Raw genomic sequence first — 24,252 nt, 5'->3', positions numbered from 1 at the left:
GAAAATATGGCCGGTTCTTAACCGAAGCTTCCGTCTCGCGCGACAGGAAAATGCCGGTCTCCGCAAGGCTTTTGCGCGCCGCCACGGGCATCGACCCGGTGCGGCCAGGCGCCTCAGATGGCGCTGTCATAGGCGGTCAGGCCGCTCTCCAGCAGGCGGCGCAGCGTGAGGAAGCCGCGACGGACGTCCTCGCGCTGGTGGCTGGTGAAGGCGAAGCGCACCTTGTGGTGCATCTTCTCGGCCCGCCCCGCCTTGAACTCGTCCTCGTCATCGACCAGCACGCCGGCGTCGAAGGCTGCCGCCTTGAACGTGCCGGACAGCCAGGGTTCCGGCAGGCTGAGCCAGAGAAAGGGCAGGCGCGGGGAAGAGCGGAAGGATTGGCCGGCCAAAGTTTCGCGGGCGATCTGCTCGCGCGCGGCGAGTTCGGCAATGACATCGGTGCGGATCCGCTCGGCTTCACCGGACAGAACGAGGCGCGCCGTCGCCTCGGCAAGGAGGAAGGCCGTGCCGCCGGTCAGCATCTTGTGCGCCACCTTCACCCGGGCCGCCATGTGCGGCGGGCAGGCAGCCCAGCCACCGCGCAGGCCCGCCGTGACCGCCTTGGACAGGCCGGACACGACAAAGGTGCGCTCGGGCGCAAAGGCAGCCAGCATCGGCGCTTCCTGGCGGATCAGCACGCCGTAGATATCGTCCTCGATCAACAGCACATTGTGGCGCCGCGCGATCTCGGCGATCGCCTTGCGCCTTGGTTCGCTCATCACCGCCAGCGTCGGATTGTGCCCCGAGGGCATCAGGAAAGCGATCGCGGGATGCTGCTGCTGGCAGATGCGCTCGAATTCGTCGGGAATCAGTCCTTCCTCGTCGATCTCGCCGGAGACGATACGCCGTCCCATCAGGCCCAGCGCGCGAGCGACGTGGGTATAGGTCAGGCTTTCGAAGAGGATGCGGTCGCCGGGCACGGTGAAGGCCGCGACGATCGAGACGATGGCCGCATGGACGCCCTGCGTGCTCACCACATCCTCGCTCCGCGGCGACCAGCCGGCTCGCGCGATCCAGCGTGCGCCGGCTTCCTGCCAATGGGCAGGGAAGCTGCGGGAGTAATTGGCGATCTCGATCGGGTGGTCGTCCACCGTCGCGGCAATCGCCGCGCGGATCGCCGCCGCCTGCCCGACATCGGGGGCGCCGGTCGCGTCGAATTTCATCTTGCCGGCCGGCGCTTCGACCAGCCGCGTGCCGTGCATGGAGCGGATCGCCGCGGGCTCCATCCGTTCCGCAGCCGAGGGCTTGCCGAGAACGAAGGTTCCCCGGCCAACCTCGCCCGACACCAGGCCGCGTTCATGCACCAGCGTGTAGGCGCGGCTGACCGTGCCCAGCGTCACGCCGATATCGAAGGCGAGATTGCGCTGCGCCGGCAGGCGCTGGCCTGCAGCCAGTTCGCCCGCCTCGATCGCCGCTTCGATCGCATCCGCGAGCCGCAAATAGAGGGGACCGTCGCCGGCGTTCAGATCGGGAATCCAATTTGTCATGGTGACAAGAATGCCATTGTCGCAATTGCCTGTCAATTGTACTGATTGACATCAGAATTGTTCCGATTGATTTGCAATCTCATGAGCCACTGTTTTGAGCGAGCGATATCCCGATGGCAAGCTACATGGATACAAATGAGACAATGTTCCCCGACGGCTACGAGCGTGAGCGGCTGTTCCGCTCTGCGGGCGACATGCTGTCGCCTGCACGGTTGGAGGGTGCCGGCCTGTTCCGTCGAATCTACGCGTCGCTCCGCGACTGGCGGATGCGGCGCGCCGGGCGGCTGGTTCTGCGGGAAATGGACGAGGACCGCCTGCGCGATATCGGGCTCACGCGGGCGGAGGCCCAGCGTGAGGTGGCGAAGTCGTTCTTCTGGGATTAGCGGCGACGACCCGCTTGATCCGACGGCGCTGCAGACTGCGGCGGTTGTCGAGGGTCAGCAGGCCTTGTCGCCGGTCGACCAACGACGGATATCGCCGACCATGCGCGGGCCGATCGGTTCGGCAAACAGGGGGCCGAAGGCCTGAAGCCGGGCGGGTGAGCCTTCCGCCTGGATCACCGCCAGCGGCCGCGCTTCCGGCGAATGACGCTTGACGAGCAGGATGCGCGGTCGGCCGGAGAAGGAGTTGAGCTCCGGCGCCAGGCGATAGGGCTTGAAGGCCGGATCATTCGACTTGAACCAGCAGGCATTGGCCGCCAGCGCAACGCGCTCCATCATCGGCAGGGCCGCAACGCCCGCGCTGCTGCGCGGCGGCGGGCTCGACTGGCAGGCTGCGAGAAAGGCCGTGCCGGCGAGAACACTCACAGCAAGGGCCGAAAAAGGGGGACGAATGCGCATGCCGGGCCTCCGATGCTGCACCGGCCGAGGCGACCGGGAGAGGCCTGCTCTATAGGCTGCGCATGCTGAACAAGGTCTTAAATGGCCGGGGCCCGTAAGCCCCGGTCGTCGTACGTCTCAGGCCGCGATTACATCCAGCGCCGAAGCGAACAGGCCGCGCCCATCCGTGCCGCCATGCGCGGCTTCGATCAGGTTTTCCGGATGCGGCATCATGCCCAGCACGTTTCCGCGTTCATTGGTGACCGCGGCGATGTCGTTCATCGATCCGTTCGGATTGGTGCCGGCTGCATAGCGGAACACGACCTGGCCGTTGCCTTCGACCGCTTTCAGCGTTTCCTCGTCGGCGAAATAATTGCCGTCATGATGGGCGACGGGGCAGCGCAGGATCTGCCCGGCCTCATAGGCGCGGGTGAAATCGGTCGATGCGTTGACGACCTCGAGCTTCACCTCGCGGCAGACGAATTTCAGCGAGGCATTGCGCATGAGCGCGCCGGGCAGAAGTCCGGCCTCGATCAGGATCTGGAAGCCGTTGCACACGCCCAGCACCTTGACCCCCTGCTCGGCCTTGGCCTTGATCGCCTGCATGACCGGCATGCGGGCCGCGATCGCCCCGCAGCGCAGATAATCGCCGTAGGAGAAGCCGCCGGGAATGACGATCAGGTCGACATCCGGGATTTCGGTTTCTGTCTGCCAGACGGTGACGGGCGCCTGGCCGGAGATCAGCGTCAGCGCCGTGATCATGTCACGGTCGCGATTGAGGCCGGGGAGCTGGACGACGGCGGATTTCATGGGTGCGGTTCGAACCTTGCCTGGGCCTCGGCGAGCTCGCGCAGTTCGAGGCGGTTTTCGATGCGATCGAGGCGGCTCTCGTGCCGCCCCAACACGCAGTAGATGTTGTGAATGTCCTGCTGAACCGAGACAAGCGTGCCGCGCATGCTCTGCATCTCATTCTTCAGTTCACCGATGGCCAGATCGACCTTATCGAACCGCTGGTTCATCCGCTTCAACAGCTCATACATGAGCTCGCTGGTGACATTCGTCATTTCGGGCCCCCGTGAATATTAGGCGAGGGCGATAGTATAGTTCTCAATCACGGTGTTGGCCAGCAGCTTGTCGCACATGGCCTTTACGTCGGTTTCCGCCTTGGCCCGGTCGTCGGTGTCGATCGCAAGATCGAACACCTTGCCCTGGCGAACCTGGTCGACACCGCCGAAGCCGAGCGCGGTGAGCGCGCCTTCGATCGCCTTGCCCTGGGGGTCGAGCACACCGTTCTTCAGCGTCACGGTTACGCGTGCATGGATCACCTGAAACTCTCCAGCTTACTTGACCAGAACAGGGCCGGAGCCGCGCGGCGGCTCGTTCTCGTTCATGATGCCGAGGCGGCGGGCCACCTCCTGATAGGCTTCGACGAGACCGCCGAGGTCGCGGCGGAAGCGGTCCTTGTCCATCTTCTCCTTGGTCTCGACATCCCACAGACGGCAGCTGTCGGGCGAAATCTCGTCGGCGAGGATGATGCGCATCATATCGCCTTCGAACAGGCGGCCGCATTCGATCTTGAAATCCACGAGCTGGATGCCGACGCCCAGGAACAGGCCGGACAGGAAGTCGTTGATGCGGATGGCGAGCGCCATGATGTCGTCGAGTTCCTGCGGGCTTGCCCAGCCAAAGGCGGTGATGTGCTCTTCGGAGACCATCGGGTCGTCCAGCGCATCGGCCTTGTAGTAGAATTCGATGATCGAGCGCGGCAGCACGGTGCCTTCCTCGATGCCGAGACGCTTGGACAGAGAGCCGGCAGCGACATTGCGCACGACGATCTCGAGCGGGATGATCTCGACTTCCTTGATCAGCTGCTCGCGCATGTTCAGGCGGCGGATGAAGTGAGTCGGGATCCCGATCTTGTTCAGATGGGTGAAGATATATTCGGAGATCCGGTTGTTCAGGACCCCCTTGCCGTCGATGACGTCGTGCTTCTTCTTGTTGAATGCGGTGGCATCATCCTTGAAGAACTGGATCAGCGTGCCCGGCTCGGGACCCTCGTAAAGGATCTTGGCCTTGCCCTCGTAGATACGGCGGCGACGATTCATGGGAGTGTGTCTCTTAGTGTTCCGGGCGCATGGGGAGCCGCGCCTCTTGGGTGTTTCAAGGGGGTCCATAGCGGAAATGAAACCATTTCACAATCGGCCTCTCATTCGCTTTTCCTGAATAAGGCCGCGAAAGACCGGCTCTTTTCGCTCAGCCCGGCGGCTTCAGGCGGCTGAGGAACTGGGCGAAGACCATGGTTCCCTCCGGCCAGGGTCCGTGCCCCGATTCGGCATTGATGTGGCCGGATAAGCCCGCATCCACGAGCAGGGATCCCCAGGCATTGGCAATGTCGCCCGCATGGTCGTAGGTGCCGAAATGGTCGTTTCGGCTGGCGACGATCAGCGAGGGAAAGGGCAGGGGATCGCGCGGATAGGGCCCGAAGGTCATCAGATGTTTCGGGCGGATCGATGGGTTGGCGACATCCGGCGGCGCAACGAAGAAGGCGCCGGCGATCTTGCCGGCATTCTCCGGGGTGACAGCATGCACTGCCGTCGCGACGCCCAGCGAATGGGCGACGAGCACGACCGGCTTCACCGCGGCGTCGATTTCCTGTCTCAGCCGCTCCGTCCAGTCCTCGCGCACCGGCTTCGACCATTCCGCCTGCTCCACCCGCCGTGCCGTGGCAAGCTTGCCCTGCCAGCGTGTCTGCCAGTGGTCGGGTCCGGAATTGGTGTAGCCGGGGACGATGAGGATCTCTGCTTCTGAGGCTTTCATAGAGCGGCGATGTGATGCGCCGCTCCGCTCTTGTCAAGATCAGTCGAGAGTTGCGGCCGGTGGCGACCGGCTCAGCGGAAGTATTTGTGGTAGGATGCGAACTTGGCGGCCGTGTTGGACGAGAGGCTGAGGCCGACCTGAATACGGTCGCCGCGGGCCCACTGGACCATGCCGTTGAGACGCCCGAGTTCCGTGCTGTCGATCGAGACGGCCTGGCCCTCGGTCGCCTTGATGTCGTAGCTCAGGCGCAGGGTGATGGAGTTCGATCCAAGGTCCACGACGGCCGCGCTGCTCGTCTGGCCGCGGCAGGTAACCTTGCCGGTCAGCGCAATGCGTGCGGAGGGTTGAATGGATGTGGCGGTCTGCATGGTCTTAACTCCTCTTTCACGAGTGAGCATCGCAGACAGGTCTCATCCAATGATTGCCGCAGTCACTCGCATTTGAGTGACTGCGTTATTTCAGCCTAAGCAAACACGCGGCGGAAGATCGTATCCACATGTTTGGTGTGATAGCCGAGATCGAACTTCTCGCGGATCTCTTCTTCCGGAAGAAAGGCTCGAACCTCGGAATCGGCCAGAAGCTCCTCCAGGAAATCCTTGCCCTGCTCCCAGACCTTCATCGCGTTGCGCTGCACCAGGCGATAGGCGTCCTCGCGCGAGGCGCCGGCCTGGGTCAGAGCCAGCAGCACGCGCTGGGAATGAACGAGCCCGCGGAACTTGTTCATGTTGGCGGTCATGTTCTCCGGGTAGACGAGCAGCTTGTCGATGACGCCGGTCAGCCGGGCGAGGGCGAAGTCGAGGGTGATCGTCGCATCCGGGCCGATCATGCGTTCGACGGAGGAATGGGAGATGTCCCGCTCGTGCCAGAGCGCGACGTTCTCCATGGCCGGGATCGAGAAAGCGCGGACCATGCGGGCAAGCCCGGTCAGGTTCTCGGTCAGCACCGGGTTGCGCTTGTGCGGCATGGCCGAGGAGCCTTTCTGGCCCGGCGAGAAATATTCCTCGGCTTCCAGTACTTCCGTGCGCTGCAGATGGCGGATTTCGGTGGCCAGACGCTCGATCGAGGAGGCAATGACGCCGAGCGTGGCGAAATACATGGCGTGGCGGTCGCGTGGGATGACCTGGGTGGAGACCGGCTCGGGCTTCAGCCCCATGGCGGCCGCCACATGTTCCTCCACGCGCGGATCGATATTGGCAAAGGTGCCGACGGCGCCGGAGATGGCACAGGTCGCCACTTCTTCCCGCGCCGCGACGAGGCGGGCGCGGCAGCGCTCGAATTCGGCATAGGCCAGGGCCAGCTTGACGCCGAAGGTCGTGGGTTCGGCGTGGATACCGTGCGAACGGCCGATCGTCACCGTATCCTTGTGCTCGAGTGCCCGGCGCTTCAACGCGTCGAGCAGTCGGTCCATGTCGGCGAGCAGGATATCGGTTGCCTTGACCAGCTGCACGTTGAAGCACGTGTCGAGCACGTCGGAGGAGGTCATGCCCTGGTGGACGAAGCGGGCGTCCGGACCGACGATCTCGGCGAGATGGGTGAGGAAGGCGATGACGTCATGCTTGGTGACGGCCTCGATCTCGTCGATGCGGGCGACATCGAAGGTGGCCGCGCCGCCTTTTTCCCAAATGGTCCGGGCCGCTTCCTTGGGGATCACGCCGAGATCGGCCAGCGCGTCGCAGGCATGGGCCTCGATCTCGAACCAGATGCGGAACTTCTGCTCGGGTGACCAGATGGCGACCATTTCCGGCCGGGAATAGCGGGGGATCATCGGCTGTCTGCTTTCGTTGGGGAGGATTGGGCCTGCCTCTAGCAAAGATGCCGGAAGAGCTCAATCGCTGGCCGCGTGAAAGGGGCTTGCCACCCGACCTCGGCGGCGCGCGAGATAGAGGCTCATGCCGAGCAGCATCGGCAGGCCGAAGGGAAGATAGAGCCGGATGCCGATCGCGATGAACTGGTAGACGGCCGAGGCGGTGGTGAAAAGGAAGTGCAGCGTCCAGCCATAGGAAAACCGCGTCCCGTGCCACTGCGCGAAGAACAGCCGATACTGCAGGGCGAAGAGCAGGGCAGTGGCGGCGATGGTGAGCAGGGTGAGGCAGAGAAAATGGGCGGCGAAGCGCGTATCGCTGCGCCGTGCCCGCCGAAGGCGAAGCGTGAACTCGGCGGCGAGGATCGAGAAGGGGAAGGCAATCAGGCCGCCCGCGCCGTAAAGCAGGAGAATGGCGGGGAGATGCGGATCGAAGCGCCCGTGCAGGATCAGCGTGCCGCAGACCGAAAGCGCCATCAGCAGGCCCCAGAGCGGCGCCAGCCAAAGGACGGTGCTTGCCAGACGCAACCAGGAGGGAGGCTGGTCGGTCGCCTCGCCACCGCCCGCCGGCGCGAGCGGGCCGGAGACTGCCGGATCTTGCGAGGCGACGCCGTTTTGGGGGACAAGACGGCGCAGGGCCTGGTTCACCCACGCCCCCGCTCGGCCTCGGCGCGCAGCGCCGCGATCGTTCTGCTATAGGCCTCCTGCGACCGCCCGGAGAAGATGGCGGAGCCGGCCACGAACACAGTGGCACCGGCACCCGCCGCTGCGGCAATGGTGTCGATGGTGATGCCGCCATCGACCTGAATGTCGATCGGCCGGTCGCCGATGAGCGTCCGCAGGCTGCGGATCTTCTCCAGCGTTGCGCCGACGAAGCTCTGGCCGCCGAAACCGGGATTGACCGTCATGACCAAGACCATCGAGACCTCGTCCAGAACCGTCTCGACAGCGCTGATCGGCGTTGCCGGATTGATGGCGACGGCCGCCTTCATGCCGAGCGCGCGGATGGTCTGCAGCGAGCGGTGGAGGTGCGGGCCGGCTTCGGCATGGACGGTCACCCGGTCGCATCCGGCCTTGGCAAAGGCCTCGAGATAGGGATCGGCCGGCGCAATCATCAGGTGGCAGTCGAAGGTCTTGTCGGTGGCGCCGCGCAGCGCGCGGATGACGTCGGGCCCGAAGGAGATATTGGGGACGAAGTGGCCGTCCATCACGTCGAGATGGATCCAGTCGGCACCGGCTGCCGCGACATCCCGCACCTCGTCTCCCAGGCGGGCGAAATCGGCAGCGAGGATCGAAGGGGCGATCGTGATGGGCAGCGACATGAACTCTCTCCGGTGAAAACCGGCACCGAAATATCACCGCCACCCTGCGCGAACAATTGTTAAAGCGCGGTGACCAAGGGTCGTCCGTCTGGTCTTATGCTTTCCGCTTCCTCTCGCGCTTTCCGAGCTCAGCGCGCCGGCCGTCCGGCCAGATCCGACCAGCAGGGTTTGACATCATGAGGCGCCGGGCGTGCCGCGTGAACGCCGCGCGCGATGGCACGGGCCATGGTTGCGCCTGCCGCCGCACAAAGCGCCACCATCGTCGCGGGCTCTGCCGGCGCCGGTGCCTGTCCCGTCGAAACCGCGAAGATGAGATCGCCGTCGAGCGGCGTGTGCGCCGGCCAGAGCGCGCGGGCAAAGCCGTCATGCGCCGCCATCGCCAGGCGTCGGGCCTCCGCTTTGGTCAGCGCCGCGTCGGTGGCGATGATGCCGATCGTCGTGTTGCCCTGTGGCACGGGATCAAGCTTGGTACGGATCAGCCGGGCCTCGTCCGGCAAGGGGAAGGGCAGGCCAAGACCGCCGAACTCGTCCTGTTCCTCGAAGGGCGCAGCCCAGAAATGCGGACCGTCGCCCACTGTCGCCGAGCCGAGCGCATTGACGGCGACAAGCGCTCCGATCGTCACGCCATTCGGCAGAAGCGTCGAGGCAGTGCCGAGGCCACCCTTCAGCGTGGCCGTCAGCGCCCCGGTCCCGGCGCCGACACTGCCGAGCGCGACTGCGGTGCCGGACGCCATTGCGGCTTCGAAGCCGAGCGCGCGATAAGGCGGGTAGCGGCCCCAATCCTTGTCGCCGCCGTTCAGGAGATCGAAGAGAATGGCGGCGGGGACGATCGGCACCCGGACGGGGCCAACGGCGAAGCCGCGGCCTTGCGCTCTGAGCGCCGCCTGAACGCCGGAGGCGGCATCGAGGCCGAAGGCCGAGCCGCCGGACAGCACCAGGGCATCCACGGCCTGAACCGTCGCATCGGGCGCAAGAAGATCGGTTTCCCGCGTGCCGGGCGCGCCGCCGAGCACGCAGACGCTCGCCGTGGCCGGCGGGTCGCAGAGGAGAACGGTGACGCCGGATTTTAGCCGCTCATCCTGCGCGTGACCGACTGCCAGGCCGCTCACGTCGGTGATGGCGTTCAGCGGGCCCGCCTGCATCTTCATGCCTGCTCGGCTCACGGCGTGTTCCCGGCGGGGGCGGGCAGGGGCTGGAAGCGCCCGTCCCGCCATTCCATCAGCCGGAACGGGTTTTCCGCCAGCTCATGCCCGCCATCGAAGCGGATGGGGCCGAGCGCGGTGGCGTAGGGGCCCTTGGAGAGAGCGGCGGTCAGGGGCGAACCGTCCGCCTCCGCCTGGTCCTTCGCCTGTTCCAGCAGGCTCACGGCGGCGAAGGCCGGCAATACATAGCCATCGGGCTGCAAACCGGCCGCGCGCATGGATTGCACGGTCTCCGCCGCCGAGGGCAGGGTGGCAGGCTCGGGCCGCGTCACGGCGAGAACGCCATCTGCAAGCGGCACGGGCTGGTCCGGCGCATTCATCGCATCACCGCCAAGGATGGTGAGCGGCACCGATTCGCTTGCCGCATCGCGGGCGATGATGGCGATGTCGCTGCGGTCGCCGCCGACGAGGACATGGGTCGCGCCACTGCGGCTCAGGCGCCGCACCAGGCCGATCTGCTGGTCCTGCGCGGGACGGAACGTGTCGGTGAAGGTCGCCGTCACGCCGATTTCGCCGAGCGCCGTCCGCACGCTGTCGATGATCTCGCGCCCATGGATGGTCCCATCGTCGATCAGGGCCAGGGGTTCGCCCCGCCAGCGCCCGAGAATGACCTCGGACAAACGCAGCGATTCCATGCGGGCGGTGGGCGCGAGCCGCCAGAACGGCCAGCCATTCTTGAGCGCATCTTCCATCAGAATCTCGGAGCGCACGCTGAGCGTGATGGCGGGCACGGCCTGCGGGCCGAGGTCCGGCAACACCGCCTCCAGGCTCTCCGTGCAGAGAAAGCCGATCGCCGCCTCGGCCCCTGTGGCCTTGAGGGCCGCCTTCAGGCTTGCCGCATCGCTCGCCTCACAGGTTTCGGTCACCGGAACGATCTCGGTGCCGCGGGCCTCCGCTCCGAAGCGCGCGCCCTCCAGGATTTGCCGCCCAAGCGGCGCCAGCAACCCCTCCACCGGCGCCACGACCGCCACCTTCAGCCCGGCGGCGAAGGCGGACGGGACGAGAAACGGTGCAGCACTGGCGGAAAGAGCAAGAAAAACAGCGGCAAGCGGGCGGATCATATCAAGGTTCCAGTCTCCGGCCCATGTTGGGGAAGGAGGGGCGGGAGGTCAAAGGAAAAGTGGGGGTGGGTTGGTGATCAGTGAGTAGTGATCAGTGATCAGTGAGGAGTGATGAGAGAAGGGGTGTTTTAGGGGTGCTTCCAGCTGGAAATGGTGGTTGCTCCTGACGTATCGACGATTTGACGAAAAAATCATTGACGACCCCAACCGACCCCCGCGATCTTCTGCTCACTGCTCACTGCTCACTGCTCACTGCTCACTGCTCACTGCTCACTGCTCACTGCTCACTGCTCACTGCTCACTGCTCACTGCTCACTGCTCACTGCCCGAAAAAACCCCGCCACCCCCGCTTTTCAAATCAAGGTGAGCCTGTATGTCTAGGGGCCCATGCAGGAGATGCCGAATTTGGAGAAGAGCCGTCTGGAGCCGCCGCATTATCGGGAGGCGATGAGCCGGCTTGCCGGGCATGTGCATATTGTGACCGCCGGAAGCGGCGACGAGCGTCGTGGGGTGACGATCACCGCCGCCTGCTCGGTTTCCGATGATCCGCCTTCGCTGCTTGTCTGCCTGAATGCCGGCAACCCGCGCAATGCGATCTTCGCCTCGGCCGGCGCCTTTGCGCTCAATATGCTCGGCGCCAGCCAGCAGGCGCTTGCCGATATCTTTTCCGGGCGGGCGAAGATAGCCGCCGAGGAGCGGTTCGCGCATGGCGTCTGGCGCGTGGGCGAAACGGGCGCGCCTGTTCTCGACGAGGCCGTTGCCACCTTCGAGTGCCGGCTGACCGAGATGAAGACCATCTCGACCCATACGGTGCTGTTCGGCGCGGTCGAGGCGGTGCATCTCGGACCGCGCCAACCGGCCCTTCTCTATCACGAGCGGCTCTATCGCACCCTCTGACACAGGCTCTTTTCGTTCGAGCGCCCTGACGAAGCGATGGCGGGACCCTAGATCAGGGAGATCTCGAAAGGATCCGCCGTGCCAGAACCCGACAACGCCCCGCCACCCTCCGCACCTTCCTCCGCCGCCCGCTCCATTCCGGAGACCGCGCGAGATTGGTTGACCGCGGGCCGGTCGGTTGCGCTCGCGACTGTGATCGAGACCTGGGGTTCGGCGCCGAGGCCGGCCGGCAGTCATCTGGTGATCGACCAGGATGGAAGTTTCGAAGGGTCCGTGTCCGGCGGTTGCGTCGAAGGCGCTGTCGTGGCCGAGGCGCTCGAGGTGATCGAAACGGGCCGATGCCGCCTGCTCGAGTTCGGCGTGGCAGATGAAACGGCCTGGCGGGTAGGCTTGTCCTGCGGCGGGCGAATCACCGTCTTCGTCCAACGGCTCGGCGAGGGCTTTTCACACGACGATCTTATCCGGCTGGCGGATGCCGCGCGGGATCGGAAGAGCGCGGTCGCGCGGATCGACCTGACGAACGGCGCGACCGCGGTCTCGGTTGAAGGGGAGGAGGGCTTGCGCGACGATGGCCGGCTCGCGCGGCGCGAGGGGGACCTGTTCGTCTCGCCCTACCGGCCGGCGCCGCGGCTTGTCGTCATCGGCGCCGTCCATATCAGCCAGGCCTTGGCGCCGATGGCTGCGTTGGCCGGTTTTGCGGTCACCATCATCGATCCACGCAGCGCCTTCGCAACGCCGGAGCGTTTCGCGGGGATCGACCTTGTCGCCGACTGGCCGGACGACGTGCTGGCGGGGCGCCCGCTCGACAGGCACACGGCACTCGTGGCGGTGACCCACGATCCGAAGATCGACGACCCCGCTCTGACCCTGGCTCTGCGAGCCGGCTGCTTCTATATCGGCGCGCTCGGCAGCCGGAAGACGCATGCCGCGCGCGTTTTACGGCTGCAGGCCTCCGGTTTTGCGACCGGGGAGATCGACCAGATCGCCGCGCCGATCGGCCTGCCGATAGGCGCGGCGACGCCGGCAGAGATCGCGGTGGCGATCCTCGCGCAGCTGATCGCGACGCTGCGCAGCCCGGCCGAGGCGGCGCGCGTCGGTTCGGCGCCATGAAGTTCGGTTCTGTTCCGCTGCGTGATGCCTGCGGTGCCAGGCTCGCCCATTCGGTGCCGCTTGCGGCAGGGCGGCTCGCCAAGGGGACCGTGCTCGGCGAGGCCGAACTCAGCGCCCTAGCCGAGGTGGGCTTGAAGGAGGTGGTCGTCGCCCGGCTGGAGCCCGGCGATATCGGCGAGGACGAGGCAGCCGCACTGATCGCCGATGCCTTGCCGCAGGACGCTCTCCGCCGATCCCCGGCGGCAACAGGCCGCATCAACCTCCACGCCAAGGCCGATGGCCTGTTCGTCGCCGATTCGGTGCTGGTCGATGCGGTCAACCGCATCGATCCCGCCATCACGCTCGCCTGCCTGCGCGATCATGTGGCGGTGCGGGCCGGGGATATGGTGGCGACCGTCAAGATCATTCCGCTCGCCGTGGCGCAACGGCCGGTCGAGCAGGCCGCGGCGCGGCTTCGCGAGGCCCGGGCCTTTTCGGTCAAGCCGTTTCGCGCCCGAACCGTCGGGCTGGTGGCGACGGAACTGCCGGTGCTGAAACGGAAGACCATGGACAAGACCAGGGCTGTGCTGGAGGCTCGCCTGTCCCGCTCGGGCAGCCGACTCTCGGACGAGCAGCGCGTGCCGCACCGGGTCGAGCCTGTGGCCGCGGCCATTGCCGATCTCGCGCAACGGGTGGAGATGATCGTCGTCTTCGGCGCCTCGGCCGTGACGGATTCAGAGGATGTGATTCCCGCGGCAATCCGGGCGGCGGGCGGCATCGTCACGCGGGTCGGGATGCCGGTCGATCCCGGCAATCTCCTGGTGCTCGGCTGCGTAGGCTCGGTGCCGGTGATCGGCGCGCCGGGCTGCGCGCGCAGCCCGAAGGAAAACGGCTTCGACTGGATCCTCGACCGGCTGATGGCCGACGAAGAGGTCGGCGACATGGAGATCGGAGGGCTCGGCGTCGGCGGCTTGCTTGCCGAAATCGCCAGCCGCCCGCGCCCGCGCAATCTCTCGACGGACGCTTACGAGGCGGTGCAGCTTGTCGTGCTGGCGGCCGGGCAGGCGCGGCGCATGGGGCCGGGCGGTGCGCATAAACTGCTGGCGGAGTTCGACGGCGTGCCGCTCGTGCGCCGTAGCGTCGAGACGGCCATGGCCGCAAGCGCCGCGCCGGTCATCGTCGTCACCGGCCACCGGGAGACGGAGATCCGGGCGGCGCTCGAAGGCTGCCGCGTCCGTTTCGTCAGCAATCCCGATTATGCGAGCGGCATGGCCTCCTCGCTGCGCACCGGCGTTGCTGCGGCGCCACGGGCTGCCGGCATCATGGTCGTGCTTGCCGACATGCCGGCCGTGACCGCGCAGGACCTCAAGCGGCTGATCGCGGCCTTCAAGGCGGAGGATGGCGCAGCCGTGGTCAGGGCGGTGGCGGATGGCAAGCGCGGAAACCCGGTGATCCTGCCCCGCGCCCTGTTCGACGCCATTGGCGACTTGACGGGCGATGTCGGCGCGCGTCATGTGATCGAGACCGGCGGCCTGCCGATCGTCGATGTCGAGATCGGCCCCGGCGCCCATCTCGATCTCGATACGGTGGAGGCGATCGAGACGGCCGGGGGCGTGCTGAGGGGCTGAAGGCATGGACACTGCAGCGATCGAGGATCTGTTCAGCGCGCTCGGGCCCGTCAGCATCCGGCGCATGTTCGGCGGCAAGGGCATCTATTTCGACGGCGTCATCATCGCGATCGAGCTCAACGACGAGATTCTGCTCAAGGCCGATGCCGACAGCGCGCCGGCCTTTGCGGCGGCCGGCGCCCGGCAATGGGGCTATGAGAACAAGGCCGGCCGGCCGGTGCTCATGCCCTACTGGTCCATCCCCGACGAGGCGCTCGACGATCCGGAGACGCTCGCGCTCTGGGTCCGCCGCGCCTATGAGGCGGGACGGCGGGCTGACGCGCGCGCAGCCAAGCCCTCATCCGCCCGAACGCGACGGCGCAGCCTCGACGGCGAGTGACCGTGCGATCCGCCTGTCGGCCTGGAGGAAGAGCGAGATGGCCCAGAGCACGCCCGCGATCTGCAGGGACGCTCCGAGCGCCTCCGAGGGGAGCGGCAGGCGGCGCTCGAACAGGAACCCGTAGAATAGTCCGAACACGGTTTCGGCCACGATCAGCTGGGCGCTCAGCGTCAGCGGCAGGCGCCGCGCCGCCACCACCCAGGCCCAGGTCGCAAGCCAGGAGGCAAAGGCGCCCATCAGCACGGCCCAGGCGACGAAGGTCAGCGTTACCGCGACCGGTAGCTGCGCCGGCATGTCGAAGGAGGCGAAGGGCAGCAGGCAGAGGCTTCCTGCCAGCGCGCCCAGCCCCTGGATGCCCGTCCAGCGCAGCGGCGCCGGCGCGTCCGGGGCCCGCATCGTCTCGGCGTTCACCAGCGCATACGCCACCCAGATCGCCAGCGCTGCCAGCGATGCGAGAAGGCCGAGCAGCATCGTCCGGCGCGCGCCGAAATCCGCACCATGGAGGAGAGCCACATCCGTTACCGCGACGCCGCCGGCGATCAGCAGCAGCGGCAGCGCAAGGGCGCGCCAGCGCAGCGCCCGGTCCCGGCGATTGGCGATCAGGGCCAGGATCACCGGCATGGTTCCGACGATCAGCGGCGGCAGCGCCGGCCCCGCCAGCTTCACCGCCGTCGCAACGCTGGCGAAATAGCCGACATAGCCGAGCAATCCCATGAGAAAACCAAGCACCAGCCGGCGCGGCGCCATGCCGCTCGGCCGAAAGCGGGGGTCGATCATCAGCATGAGGCAGATGAGACCGAAGGTGGTGTAGCGGCCGACGACAAGATCCAGCGTCGTAAACGGCTCGACAACCCGGGCCGCAACGAAGGTGAGACCCCAGAGCGCGCAGGTGGTGAGGCCGGCGAGGATTCCGAGAAGCATACGGTCAGCTCCTGGTTGCGGCGGATAGGATACCGGGTTCCGATCGGCCCAGATCCCGGGCAGCGCGCGGCGGCGTCTGTCTCGAAGGCTGTCCTGGACAGTCGAAGTCGCCGGGTGGCCCGCCTAGACTTCGCGCGCGCGCAGAGCGCGGATGGCGTCCTTCGCGAAGACGGAGAGTGGCGAGGGGAGGGCGTCGAGGGGGAAGAAGGCGGTGTCGGCGAGCTTGTCCGGCTCGGTCAGCCCTGGTTCGCCTTCGGCATCGCGCGTCACGTAGATCAGCGAAACCCAGTGCTGGCGATCGGCCATGATGCGCTGTTCGCTGAGGCAAAGAAACTCGATCGCGCCGATCGAGAGGCCGCTTTCTTCCTCGGCCTCGCGTCTGGCAGCGTCTTGCGAGGCTTCCATGAAGTCGATCTTGCCGCCGGTGATCGTCCAGTGCCCGGCTTCGGGCGCCTTCAGCCGGCGGCAGAGCAGGATGCGATCGTCCCGCAGGATCGCCAGCCCGCAGCCGAGGCCGGGACTATCGAGACCGGGCTTGGCCACTTGAGGTCGCTCAGGCCTTGCCGGCGATCAGCATGAAGGCGGGAATGTCGTCGCCGAAGCCGACAGGGGTCGGGCCGTCGTCCTGGTCGCGCCGATGGCGGTTGCGGCGATCGCGATTGTCGTCGTTCGCCGGGTAATGAGAGGGCTGACGGTTGCCGGAACGGCCGTTGTTCTGCTGGCGGGTGTCTGCCTTGCGTTCTGCTCTCACGGGGTCCGTCCCTGTTGCGACCGATTCGGGTTCGGCCTGATGATCGTCGGCTTTGATGTCGGCCTTGTGACTGCTGTCGCGCAGCGCATCCTGCGGGACGGGCTGGCGCGATGCCCGGTCGCGATCGCGCTCCCGGCCACGGCCGCCGCGCTTGCTGTCGCGATCCCGCTCGCGGCCGCCCTTGCGCTCGCCGCGCCCGGTGTCGATGGTTTCCATCGGCGGCGGCAGGTCGTCGAGGCCGCCGCTCAGCCATTCGATCTTCTGGTCGATCAGCTTCTCGATCGCATCGACGAATTTCGTATCGCGGCGGGCGACCAGCGTGAAGGCGGCGCCCGAGCGGCCGGCACGGCCCGTACGGCCGATTCGGTGGACATAGTCTTCCGCGTGGATCGGCACGTCGAAATTGAAGACGTGGCTGACGGCCGGAATATCGAGGCCGCGGGCCGCCACGTCGGAGGCCACCAGCAGCGTGATTGCATTGTCCTTGAAGCCAGCCAGCGTCTTGGTGCGCGAGCTCTGGTCCATGTCGCCATGCAGCGCGCCCACCGAGAAGCCGTGGCGCGTCAGCGACCGGTGGAGGTCGGCGACATCGATCTTGCGGTTGCAGAAGATGATGGCGTTCGTCAAATCCGTCTGGGCGCGGATCAGGTCGCGCAGCACGGCGCGCTTCTCGTAGTCCTTGCCATGGCAGGCGACGAGGCGCTGCGTCACGGTCTTGGCGGTCGAGGAGGGCGGCGCCACTTCGATCCGCTCCGGGTTCTGCAGGAAGCGATCGGCCAGCTTCTGGATTTCCGGCGGCATGGTGGCCGAGAAGAACAGGGTCTGGCGGGTGAAGGGAATGAGCTTGGCGATGCGCTCGATGTCGGGAATGAAGCCCATGTCGAGCATTCGGTCGGCTTCGTCGATCACGAGGATCTCGACGCCGGTCATCAGGAGCTTGCCGCGCTCGCAATGGTCGAGCAGACGGCCGGGCGTGCAGATCAGCACGTCTGCGCCGCGCTCCAGCTTGCGGTCCTGCTCGTCGAAAGAGACGCCGCCGATCAAGAGCGCGATGTTCAGTTTGTGGTTCTTGCCGTATTTCTCGAAGTTCTCGGCCACCTGGGCCGCCAGCTCGCGGGTCGGCTCCAAAATCAGGGTGCGCGGCATGCGAGCCCGGGCGCGGCCCTTTTCGAGGAGGGTCAGCATCGGCAGCACGAAGGAGGCGGTCTTGCCCGTTCCTGTCTGGGCGATGCCGCAAATATCCCTCCGCATCAGGGCCGGCGGGATCGCGCCCGCCTGAATCGGCGTCGGCGTCGAATAGCCGGCGTCAGTGACGGCAGAGAGGACTTTTTGGCTCAGGCCGAGATCAGCGAATGTGGTCAAAGGGGAAACTGTTTCCGTTCCGGTTCGTGCGAACACAGGTGCCAAGGGCCGACTGGGCGGTCCGTTGCCCGGCTCCATAGGCGCGGAATGCGGGAAAGTCAAGAAATCCGGCGCTTTGCGAGGGGTCTCATTGCCGCAGGCGGGTCAGATGGCGGCTTTTGCCTGAAGAGCGTGCCGAAATGAGACAATTCCGCACGGATTCCTATTCGACATAGCTCTTCAGCTTAAGGCCGGCATTGAGGAAGCGCATCGGGTCGACGGCCTCGCCGTTCAGGCGGATCTCGTAGTGAAGATGCGGCCCGGTCGAGCGTCCGGTGCTACCCGATTTCGCGATCGGATCGCCTTCCTTCACGACGTCGCCGACATTGACGAGGATGGTTGAGAGGTGGGCATAGCGGGTCGTCACGCCTCGGCCATGGTCGATCTCGACCATGTTGCCATAGCCGCCATTTCGGCCGGCGACGATGACGCGTCCGGGAGCCGCCGCGGCGACGCGGCTGCCGACGCCCAACCGGAAATCAATGCCGGCATGCAGCGCCAGACGGCCGAGAAAGGGGTCGAGGCGGTTGCCGAAGCTCGAGGTGATCTCGCTTTGCGGGGCGGGATTGTCGAAGGGCAGCTTGCGCACTTCGCCGCGCACCGCTTCCAGCCGTTCCAGCGCCGTGTCGAGCGTGACGAGCGAGCGGTCGAAGTCATCCTCGCTCCGCGGCGCGACATAGGGGCCGCCGACGGCATCCTGGGCCTCGGCCGGCGCGGAAACACCCGCATCCACCGTCATCTTCAGCCCCGTACGGGCGACGATGGTCTCGATCTCGTCTGCCGTGTCGCGGGCGCCCTCGGTGAGCGCGGCGATGCGGGCCTGCTGCTCGCGCTCGAGATCCTTCAGCGACAGGGTCACCTTTGAAAACATCCGGTCGGCGCGATCGGAGATCGACTCGCCCGGCAGCGGGGCAGGGGCAAAGCCAAGCGCCGCGACGGTCTCCTGGGCCTTCGGCTTCAGCCCGATCAGCCGCTCGATCGCCTGGACGCCACGCGCAGCACCCGCTCCCGCATGGTCCTCCGAAAATGCAGGCATCGACGCGCGCGGCGCGGAAAGCCCTGAGTCTTCGGCCCGTTCGATCAGTGATCCCAGACGCCCGTGCCGCGAGGACAGCGCCTGCTGCTGCTTGAGCAGCGTCTCGACCTTGTCTTCCACCACCTGCTGGTCGAGAAGCTGGCGGCTCGTGACACGGTCGACCTGGGCGCGCAGCGCGGAAATGCGGTCTTCATAATCATGCTGCATGCGGGCCTGGCGTGCCATGGTGCCGCCGATCAGATCGTCGCGCAGGACGAGATAGGCGGTTGCGGCGAGATAGCCGAGGCTGAGAAGGCCGACGAGGCAGAGTGCCGTTGCCGTCATCCAGGGCCGGACGCGCATGTGGCGCACGTCCTCGCCACGGGCGAGGATCAGGATAGGCAGTTCCTTGCGCGTTCCGAAGATGCGGCTTGCCGATCCCTGCGACACGATTCGACCCTCTTCCCGCTTGCCTGATGCGAGGGGATTAGAGCCTGTTAAGGTTAACGATCCGTATACGGATGGACGGCGGTCGCGCCGTCTCAGATATTGGTGGAAGCGGTCATCGAGCGGTAGAAGGAGGGGGTCAGACCGGCCTCGGCGCGCGCGACATCGTTGAAGGGCGCCTTGAGCGGGCCGCGAAAATTGGCCCGCACCAGCGCCTGGAACGCGGCGGCCGGATCGCGCTTCTCCCGCGCGCAGAGAAAGCGGAACCATTTTGCGCCCACGGCGACATGGCCTTTCTCGTCCTCATAGATCACGTCCAGCACGGCGGCGCTCTCATGGTCCCCGGTTTCGCGCATCTTCGCCTGCAGGGCCGGCGTCACGTCCAGCCCGCGCGCTTCCAGGATCAGTGGCACGACGGCCAGGCGCGCCGTCAGGTCGTTGCGCGTGTCATGCGCCGCCTGCCACAGGCCGTCATGGGCCGGCAGGTCGCCATAGTCGGCGCCGAGTGCCTGAAGCCTCGCCCGGACCAGACGGAAATGCTTCGCTTCCTCGAAAGCGACCTTCATCCATCCATCGAAGAACGAATTCGGCACCCGTGCGCCGGCGAAGCGGGCAACGATATCGAGGGCCAGGTCGACCGCATTGAGCTCGATATGGGCGATCGAATGCAGCAGCGCGATTCGCCCGCGCAGCGAATGCAGGGAGCGGCGCGGCACCTGCTGCGGCGGAATGAGGGTCGGCCGCGCCGGCCGCCCCGGACGATCGGGGACAGCGTGGTCGAGCGGTGAACGGAGCGACAGCCGCCGCTCCATCCAGCGCCTCGCCGCGTCCTGGGCAAGCTCAGTCTTGAGGTCGAGGTCATCGGCCGCAATGGCCCGCGCCGCCCCGTCCCGCAGCGAATGGAGGCGGACCGGCGGTGTCGGCTGCGCCGCGATCATTCCGCCTGCGCCGCGGCCAGGACCTCATCGACATGGCCCGGCACCTTGACCTTCTCCCAGACCTTCCGGACCGTCCCATCCGGGCCGATCAGCACCGTGGTGCGCTCGACGCCCATATATTTGCGGCCATACATGCTTTTCTCGGCCCAGACGCCATAGGCTTCCAGTGTCGACTTGTCCTCGTCGGAGGCGAGCACGATGCCGAGGCCGTGTTTCTTGATGAATTTGTCATGCGCCTTGACCGGATCCGGCGACATGCCGATCACCACGGCACCGGCCTCGGCGAAATCTTCGACCTTGGCGGTGAAATCGATGGCTTCCACGGTGCAGCCGGAGGTGTCGTCCTTGGGGTAGAAATAGAGCACCACGGTCTTGCCGCGATAGTCCGAGAGGGACACGGTGCCGCCACCGTCGCGCGGCAGAGTGAAGTCAGGTGCGGCAGTGCCTTCGGCGATGGCTGTCATCAGCAGATCCTCGTCGTCAATTAGAGGTTTCGACCACTTCTCGCCGCAGTTATATGGTGGAGGAAACGCTTCGTCCAAGCCTGCTTCGCGCCGGCTGGAAAGGCCGTGCGCTGGCGCTTCGTCCCGTATGGCCGTCTCCCCGTTGACGGGATCGTTCGCAACGCCCGCGCCTGCAAGGCTCGGGCAGGATCGATCCGGCACGATCGCTTGAGCCGCGGGCCTGCTCCGCCAAAAAATGGAACGACGACCCTGCAGTATCCTCCGTTCACTCCGGTCCATTCCATTGATCCCCGAAGGCCTTGCCGATGAGCGAGATCCGCGGCGAAAAAGTCCGGTTCCGCAAGCAGGACATCGTGGCTCTGCATGCCTTGCCGTCGGCGCAGGCGCATGATCCCTGCATCGTGCACTCGCCCAACCCACGCAGCCTGACGCGACGCTGCGCGACAGGAGCGGTCTGGCTGGTGGCACTCGTGCTGATGCTGGTGGCCGGCGTGGTGGTGTCCGTCGAGAGCGGCATGCTTGACCGTGCGCTGAACGAACGCGCGGAAACCGCCCTGAACGCGGCGCTTGGCGAGGGGTATCACGCCGATGTGGGGCGCACCGTGGTGCGGTTGACGAGCTCCGGCGCGCTGGCCCTGAAGGCGAACGACGTGACGCTGAAGCGCAGCCAGGACCAGGCGCAACTCCTGACGACCGATTCGGTGTTCATCGAACTCGACCTGCTCGGCCTGCTGTCCGGCCGGCTTGCGGTCTCGCGCATCGAGGCGGAAGGCGCGACGCTGGCCTCCGCCCTCATGCCGCGCGGCAAGCCGCTGGACCTGACCGCCCTGCAGATCCGCAACTTAGGACCTGGCGTCGACGGCATCTTCGAGCAGATCGACGCGATTGCGGCGCTGATCGCCCGCAGCGGCACCGAACTCGTACGGATTGCCGATGTCTCCGTTCCCCTGTCCGGCCCTAGAAACCGCGTCGTCAATCTCGATATCCACGCGCTCGACTTCCGCCGGACCGCGGAAGGCGCGATGCGGATCGATGGCGCCTTCGCCGTCGATGGCCGGGGGGCGGAGCTGCATCTGACGGCAGCCCCGGTCAATGGCAAGATCGTCCGGCTCGGCGGCTTCGCGAGCGGCCTGCCGACCGCTGCCCTTCTCCTGCGCTCCGCAACGGCCAACGAGCCGGCCTTCGGTCTCGATACGACCGCCACCGTGTCGGTCTCGCTGGCGCGCGCCGGCGAAGGGGTCGATCCGGAGCTGAAGATGACGGCGCAGATCGACGAGGGCACCTTTGCCGCCGCCGGCATGACCTCCGAGGTCAAGCCCTCGGCGATCAACATCGTCTATGATTTCGCCCGCGGCGACATCGACGTCGTTGGATCGACCGTGACTGTCGCCCGGTCGGTCTTCCCCTTCAGCGGCACCATCAACGACCTCGACGCCGCATCCGCGGGCGCCGAGAAGGGTTTTGGTCTTGCGCTCGATTTCGACAAGGCAGTGGCCTCGCCGATCGATGTGTCCGATCCGCCGCTTCCCTTCAAGGCCCGTATCAAGGGGCAGTTCCTGTCCGAGGCGCACCGGCTCGTCTTCCAGGAACTCGGCGTCGACAGCCCGCTCGGCGGGCTTGCGGGATCGCTGGCGATCCAGTTCGGCGAGACCTCGCCGCAAATCAATTTTGCTGCCGTCACCGACGCGGTCGAGACCTCGGCCGTCAAGCAGCTCTGGCCCTGGTGGGTCGGCCGCAAGGGCCGCGCCTGGGTCATCAACAATATCGTCGGCGGGACGGTAACCAATGCCAAGATCGGCGTTTCGATCGGGCAGGGGCGGCTTGCCGCCACGCCGGGACCGGTGGATCTCAACGAAGAAGAGCTGACGATCGGCTTCGACATTGCCGACGCCCGGGTCAATATTGCCGGCGATATCCCGCCGCTGCGCGACGCGGCCGGCCATTTCTCGCTGCGCGGCCAGGCGATGGATGTCGCGATCAAGGGCGGAACCGCCTTCTTCCCTTCGGGCCGGCAGGTCGCCGTGAACAGCGGGACCTTCGCCATCCCCGTCACCTCCGCCAACCCACTAATGGCGGAGATGAAGATCCAGGTGGCGGGCGAGGCGGATGCCATTGCCGAGCTGATCAGCTACCGGCCGCTCCAGGCGCTGCAGAAGACACCCTTCAAGGCTGAGGACTTCGCCGGGCCGATGACCGCCAATGTCGGCGCGCGGTTCGGATTGATCAAGGACCAGTCTCCGCCCGCGCCGCAATGGCAGGCGGAGATGCTGCTGAACGGCGTGACCCTGAAAACGCCGATCGCCGGCCGGTCGATCTCCGCAGTGGACGGCACCCTGCGCGTCGATCCGCAGAAGGCCGTGCTCGACGCCAAGGCAGCGATCGAAGGCGTGCCGATGACGGTCGATCTCGTCGAGCCTGTCGGCGCCGACAGCCCGGCCGAGCGCAAGCGCGTCATCACCGGCACGATCCCAGGCGACGCGGTGGCGAAGTTCGCACCCGGCCTCGACGGCATCGTGTCCGGTCCGATCGGTCTCGACCTCACGCTCGGCACCGAGGACCGGCAGGTCGTCAAGGCCGATCTGCAGGAGGCGACAGTCTCTCTCCCCTGGATCGGCTGGAGCAAGGGGCGCGGCATTCCGGCCCTGCTCACCGTCACCGCCCAGGCACGGGATGGGGTGACTAGCCTCAGCGACTTGAAGCTCTCCGGCGACAATTTCGGTGCGAGCGGCGGGTTGACGTTGGACAAGGCGGGCCTTGCCAGCGCCGACTTTACCTCCGTCAAGCTCGCTGCCGGCGATGACTATGCCGTTTCCGTCAAGCGGCAGAAAGCGGGCTACAGCGTCTCGGTCAACGGCAGCGCGGCCGATCTGCGCCCGGTGATCGACAGCATCAAGGCGCCTGCCGGCGGCAGCGGCGGAACGGAGACGCCGAAGCGGATCGCCGTCGAGGCAAAGCTCGCGCGCGTGCAAGGCTTCCACTCCGAGGCCTTGACCGGATTCGACCTCCGCTACACGGCGCGTGGCAAGCAGATCGAGGCGGTCAATGTCTCGGCCGTGACCGAGAGCGGACAGGCAGTGGTGGCGAAGCTCGTCCCGTCGGGTCCCGATTCGATCCTGCAGCTGACGAGCGGAGATGCCGGGGCGCTCGCCCGCTTCGCCGACATCTATGGCAACATGCGCGGCGGGCTCCTGAACCTGAAGCTGCGCGACCGTGGCGCGGGCTCGTGGCGCGGTACGCTGGACCTGCGGAAATTCTCGCTCGTCGATGAGGCCCGGCTGCAGTCGATGGTGTCGGCCCCCAGTGCCGACGGGCGCAGCCTGAACCAGGCCGTGAAAAAGAACATCGATGTCAGTACGGCGCGCTTCGAGCGCGGCTTCGCAAATCTGGCGCTTGATGGCGGACGGATCGAGGTCGCCAATGGCGTGGTGCGCGGAACCGATGTCGGCGCCACCTTCCAGGGCATCGTGCGCGATCCCGATGGCCAGATCAACATGACCGGCACCTTCATGCCGGCCTACGGGCTGAACCGGCTGTTCGGTGAATTGCCGCTGATCGGGACGCTGCTCGGCAATGGGCGCGATCGCGGGCTGCTCGGCATCACCTTCAAGGTCACCGGCTCCTTCGCCAAGCCGAACCTCGTCATCAACCCGCTCTCGATCATTGCCCCCGGCGTCTTCCGCAACATCTTTGAATTCCAATGAGGCGAGCGGGCGAAACGGGGCGGTCGCGGCACATTGATCGATACTTAGCTGACTGGCAAAGTTTTTTCTTGCCT

At 66.3% G+C, this 24,252-nt stretch carries 25 protein-coding genes; 6 read left to right on the top strand and 19 right to left on the bottom strand.

The features are described 5' to 3' along the window. Window positions 1-113 precede the first annotated feature (113 nt). Window positions 114-1,526, bottom strand: a complete 1,413-nt coding sequence (locus U8330_RS09455; RefSeq protein ID WP_323104984.1) for a PLP-dependent aminotransferase family protein — start codon at window positions 1,524-1,526, stop codon at window positions 114-116. Window positions 1,527-1,651: 125 nt separating this feature from the next. Between U8330_RS09455 and U8330_RS09450 the strand changes: the two genes are divergently transcribed. Further along, entirely contained in the window at window positions 1,652-1,909 is a 258-nt protein-coding gene (locus U8330_RS09450) for a DUF1127 domain-containing protein (RefSeq protein ID WP_323104983.1), read from the top strand. A gap of 54 nt (window positions 1,910-1,963) precedes the next feature. On the opposite strand, the gene U8330_RS09445 is transcribed toward U8330_RS09450, so the two are convergent. The 12 genes from U8330_RS09445 to U8330_RS09390 all read right to left on the bottom strand — a co-directional run bounded on the left by U8330_RS09445 (window position 1,964) and on the right by U8330_RS09390 (window position 10,547). Beyond that, window positions 1,964-2,365, bottom strand: a complete 402-nt coding sequence (locus tag U8330_RS09445) for a hypothetical protein (protein WP_416236837.1) — start codon at window positions 2,363-2,365, stop codon at window positions 1,964-1,966. A 117-nt stretch (window positions 2,366-2,482) separates the two neighbouring features. Beyond that, window positions 2,483-3,154 carry a phosphoribosylformylglycinamidine synthase subunit PurQ gene (gene purQ, locus U8330_RS09440; RefSeq protein ID WP_323104982.1) on the bottom strand — a complete coding sequence of 224 codons (672 nt, stop codon included), beginning with the start codon at window positions 3,152-3,154 and terminating at the stop codon, window positions 2,483-2,485. Further along, complete coding sequence (locus U8330_RS09435; protein ID WP_323104980.1) at window positions 3,151-3,408, bottom strand: hypothetical protein; 258 nt, start codon at window positions 3,406-3,408, stop codon at window positions 3,151-3,153. The genes purQ and U8330_RS09435 overlap by 4 nt, the downstream gene beginning before the upstream one ends. 18 nt (window positions 3,409-3,426) lie before the next feature. After that, window positions 3,427-3,669: a phosphoribosylformylglycinamidine synthase subunit PurS gene (gene purS / locus U8330_RS09430; RefSeq protein ID WP_323104979.1), complete on the bottom strand. Its 243-nt coding sequence runs from the start codon at window positions 3,667-3,669 to the stop codon at window positions 3,427-3,429. 15 nt (window positions 3,670-3,684) lie between these two features. Beyond that, the gene (purC, locus tag U8330_RS09425) at window positions 3,685-4,449 is read right to left on the bottom strand and encodes a phosphoribosylaminoimidazolesuccinocarboxamide synthase (RefSeq protein WP_323104978.1); all 765 of its coding nucleotides are present in this window, start codon (window positions 4,447-4,449) and stop codon (window positions 3,685-3,687) included. 148 nt (window positions 4,450-4,597) lie between these two features. Then, complete coding sequence (locus U8330_RS09420; protein WP_323104977.1) at window positions 4,598-5,161, bottom strand: alpha/beta hydrolase; 564 nt, start codon at window positions 5,159-5,161, stop codon at window positions 4,598-4,600. Between the two features lie 71 nt (window positions 5,162-5,232). Beyond that, window positions 5,233-5,529, bottom strand: a complete 297-nt coding sequence (locus U8330_RS09415; RefSeq protein WP_323104976.1) for a PilZ domain-containing protein — start codon at window positions 5,527-5,529, stop codon at window positions 5,233-5,235. Window positions 5,530-5,624: 95 nt separating this feature from the next. Beyond that, window positions 5,625-6,926, bottom strand: a complete 1,302-nt coding sequence (gene purB, locus U8330_RS09410) for an adenylosuccinate lyase (RefSeq protein ID WP_323104975.1) — start codon at window positions 6,924-6,926, stop codon at window positions 5,625-5,627. Between the two features lie 60 nt (window positions 6,927-6,986). After that, the gene (locus U8330_RS09405) at window positions 6,987-7,610 is read right to left on the bottom strand and encodes a hypothetical protein (RefSeq protein ID WP_323104973.1); all 624 of its coding nucleotides are present in this window, start codon (window positions 7,608-7,610) and stop codon (window positions 6,987-6,989) included. Beyond that, on the bottom strand, window positions 7,607-8,284 hold the full coding sequence (rpe, locus tag U8330_RS09400) for a ribulose-phosphate 3-epimerase (protein ID WP_323104971.1): 678 nt from the start codon (window positions 8,282-8,284) through the stop codon (window positions 7,607-7,609). Before rpe ends, U8330_RS09405 begins: the two co-directional genes overlap by 4 nt. Window positions 8,285-8,412: 128 nt before the next feature. Further along, entirely contained in the window at window positions 8,413-9,426 is a 1,014-nt protein-coding gene (locus tag U8330_RS09395) for a P1 family peptidase (RefSeq protein ID WP_323107241.1), read from the bottom strand. A gap of 17 nt (window positions 9,427-9,443) precedes the next feature. Beyond that, window positions 9,444-10,547, bottom strand: coding sequence for an ABC transporter substrate-binding protein (locus tag U8330_RS09390; protein WP_323104970.1), 1,104 nt, complete (start codon window positions 10,545-10,547; stop codon window positions 9,444-9,446). A 396-nt stretch (window positions 10,548-10,943) separates the two neighbouring features. On the opposite strand from U8330_RS09390, the gene U8330_RS09385 reads away from it, so the two are divergent. The 4 genes from U8330_RS09385 (at window position 10,944) to U8330_RS09370 (ending at window position 14,540) form a co-directional block, all read left to right on the top strand. Next, window positions 10,944-11,444, top strand: a complete 501-nt coding sequence (locus U8330_RS09385; RefSeq protein WP_323104969.1) for a flavin reductase — start codon at window positions 10,944-10,946, stop codon at window positions 11,442-11,444. A gap of 78 nt (window positions 11,445-11,522) precedes the next feature. Further along, on the top strand, window positions 11,523-12,554 hold the full coding sequence (locus U8330_RS09380) for an XdhC family protein (protein WP_323104968.1): 1,032 nt from the start codon (window positions 11,523-11,525) through the stop codon (window positions 12,552-12,554). Then, complete coding sequence (locus tag U8330_RS09375) at window positions 12,551-14,161, top strand: molybdopterin-binding/glycosyltransferase family 2 protein (RefSeq protein ID WP_323104967.1); 1,611 nt, start codon at window positions 12,551-12,553, stop codon at window positions 14,159-14,161. The genes U8330_RS09380 and U8330_RS09375 overlap by 4 nt, the downstream gene beginning before the upstream one ends. A gap of 4 nt (window positions 14,162-14,165) precedes the next feature. Next, complete coding sequence (locus tag U8330_RS09370; protein ID WP_323104966.1) at window positions 14,166-14,540, top strand: TfoX/Sxy family protein; 375 nt, start codon at window positions 14,166-14,168, stop codon at window positions 14,538-14,540. Here the strand turns inward: U8330_RS09370 and U8330_RS09365 are convergent. From U8330_RS09365 to U8330_RS09340, 6 genes are all read right to left on the bottom strand, one after another. Continuing rightward, a complete protein-coding gene (locus U8330_RS09365; protein ID WP_323104965.1) occupies window positions 14,499-15,461 on the bottom strand; it encodes a DMT family transporter in 963 nt (320 codons plus the stop codon). The two genes, U8330_RS09370 and U8330_RS09365, sit on opposite strands and share 42 nt — an antisense overlap. Before the next feature lie 123 nt (window positions 15,462-15,584). Continuing rightward, window positions 15,585-16,004 carry an NUDIX domain-containing protein gene (locus U8330_RS09360; protein WP_323104964.1) on the bottom strand — a complete coding sequence of 140 codons (420 nt, stop codon included), beginning with the start codon at window positions 16,002-16,004 and terminating at the stop codon, window positions 15,585-15,587. 10 nt (window positions 16,005-16,014) lie between these two features. Continuing rightward, on the bottom strand, window positions 16,015-17,574 hold the full coding sequence (locus tag U8330_RS09355) for a DEAD/DEAH box helicase (protein ID WP_323104963.1): 1,560 nt from the start codon (window positions 17,572-17,574) through the stop codon (window positions 16,015-16,017). A gap of 202 nt (window positions 17,575-17,776) precedes the next feature. After that, the gene (locus U8330_RS09350; RefSeq protein ID WP_323104961.1) at window positions 17,777-19,078 is read right to left on the bottom strand and encodes a M23 family metallopeptidase; all 1,302 of its coding nucleotides are present in this window, start codon (window positions 19,076-19,078) and stop codon (window positions 17,777-17,779) included. A gap of 92 nt (window positions 19,079-19,170) precedes the next feature. Then, entirely contained in the window at window positions 19,171-20,013 is an 843-nt protein-coding gene (locus U8330_RS09345) for a ferritin-like domain-containing protein (protein WP_323104960.1), read from the bottom strand. Next, a complete protein-coding gene (locus U8330_RS09340) occupies window positions 20,010-20,477 on the bottom strand; it encodes a peroxiredoxin (protein ID WP_323104958.1) in 468 nt (155 codons plus the stop codon). The genes U8330_RS09345 and U8330_RS09340 overlap by 4 nt, the downstream gene beginning before the upstream one ends. A 305-nt stretch (window positions 20,478-20,782) precedes the next feature. Between U8330_RS09340 and U8330_RS09335 the strand changes: the two genes are divergently transcribed. Then, window positions 20,783-24,178 (top strand): DUF3971 domain-containing protein, encoded by a 3,396-nt coding sequence (locus U8330_RS09335; RefSeq protein WP_323104957.1) that lies wholly within the window; start codon window positions 20,783-20,785, stop codon window positions 24,176-24,178. Window positions 24,179-24,252: the final 74 nt, after the last annotated feature.

Source organism: Rhizobium sp. CC-YZS058 (assembly GCF_034720595.1).
Classification (GTDB): domain Bacteria; phylum Pseudomonadota; class Alphaproteobacteria; order Rhizobiales; family Rhizobiaceae; genus Ferranicluibacter.
This window is presented reverse-complemented; position numbering and strand designations above follow the sequence as displayed.

Excerpts from the sequence above, each read along its gene's own strand:
- U8330_RS09455 (WP_323104984.1), bottom strand. The coding sequence starts at position 1,526 with ATGACAAATTGGATTCCCGATCTGAACGCCGGCGACGGTCCCCTCTAT.
- U8330_RS09450 (WP_323104983.1), top strand. The coding sequence starts at position 1,652 with ATGGATACAAATGAGACAATGTTCCCCGACGGCTACGAGCGTGAGCGG.
- U8330_RS09445 (WP_416236837.1), bottom strand. The coding sequence starts at position 2,365 with ATGCGCATTCGTCCCCCTTTTTCGGCCCTTGCTGTGAGTGTTCTCGCC.
- purQ (WP_323104982.1), bottom strand. The coding sequence starts at position 3,154 with ATGAAATCCGCCGTCGTCCAGCTCCCCGGCCTCAATCGCGACCGTGAC.
- U8330_RS09435 (WP_323104980.1), bottom strand. The coding sequence starts at position 3,408 with ATGACGAATGTCACCAGCGAGCTCATGTATGAGCTGTTGAAGCGGATG.
- purC (WP_323104978.1), bottom strand. The coding sequence starts at position 4,449 with ATGAATCGTCGCCGCCGTATCTACGAGGGCAAGGCCAAGATCCTTTAC.
- U8330_RS09420 (WP_323104977.1), bottom strand. The coding sequence starts at position 5,161 with ATGAAAGCCTCAGAAGCAGAGATCCTCATCGTCCCCGGCTACACCAAT.
- U8330_RS09415 (WP_323104976.1), bottom strand. The coding sequence starts at position 5,529 with ATGCAGACCGCCACATCCATTCAACCCTCCGCACGCATTGCGCTGACC.
- purB (WP_323104975.1), bottom strand. The coding sequence starts at position 6,926 with ATGATCCCCCGCTATTCCCGGCCGGAAATGGTCGCCATCTGGTCACCC.
- rpe (WP_323104971.1), bottom strand. The coding sequence starts at position 8,284 with ATGTCGCTGCCCATCACGATCGCCCCTTCGATCCTCGCTGCCGATTTC.
- U8330_RS09395 (WP_323107241.1), bottom strand. The coding sequence starts at position 9,426 with ATGCAGGCGGGCCCGCTGAACGCCATCACCGACGTGAGCGGCCTGGCA.
- U8330_RS09390 (WP_323104970.1), bottom strand. The coding sequence starts at position 10,547 with ATGATCCGCCCGCTTGCCGCTGTTTTTCTTGCTCTTTCCGCCAGTGCT.
- U8330_RS09385 (WP_323104969.1), top strand. The coding sequence starts at position 10,944 with ATGCCGAATTTGGAGAAGAGCCGTCTGGAGCCGCCGCATTATCGGGAG.
- U8330_RS09375 (WP_323104967.1), top strand. The coding sequence starts at position 12,551 with ATGAAGTTCGGTTCTGTTCCGCTGCGTGATGCCTGCGGTGCCAGGCTC.
- U8330_RS09370 (WP_323104966.1), top strand. The coding sequence starts at position 14,166 with ATGGACACTGCAGCGATCGAGGATCTGTTCAGCGCGCTCGGGCCCGTC.
- U8330_RS09365 (WP_323104965.1), bottom strand. The coding sequence starts at position 15,461 with ATGCTTCTCGGAATCCTCGCCGGCCTCACCACCTGCGCGCTCTGGGGT.
- U8330_RS09345 (WP_323104960.1), bottom strand. The coding sequence starts at position 20,013 with ATGATCGCGGCGCAGCCGACACCGCCGGTCCGCCTCCATTCGCTGCGG.
- U8330_RS09340 (WP_323104958.1), bottom strand. The coding sequence starts at position 20,477 with ATGACAGCCATCGCCGAAGGCACTGCCGCACCTGACTTCACTCTGCCG.
- U8330_RS09335 (WP_323104957.1), top strand. The coding sequence starts at position 20,783 with ATGAGCGAGATCCGCGGCGAAAAAGTCCGGTTCCGCAAGCAGGACATC.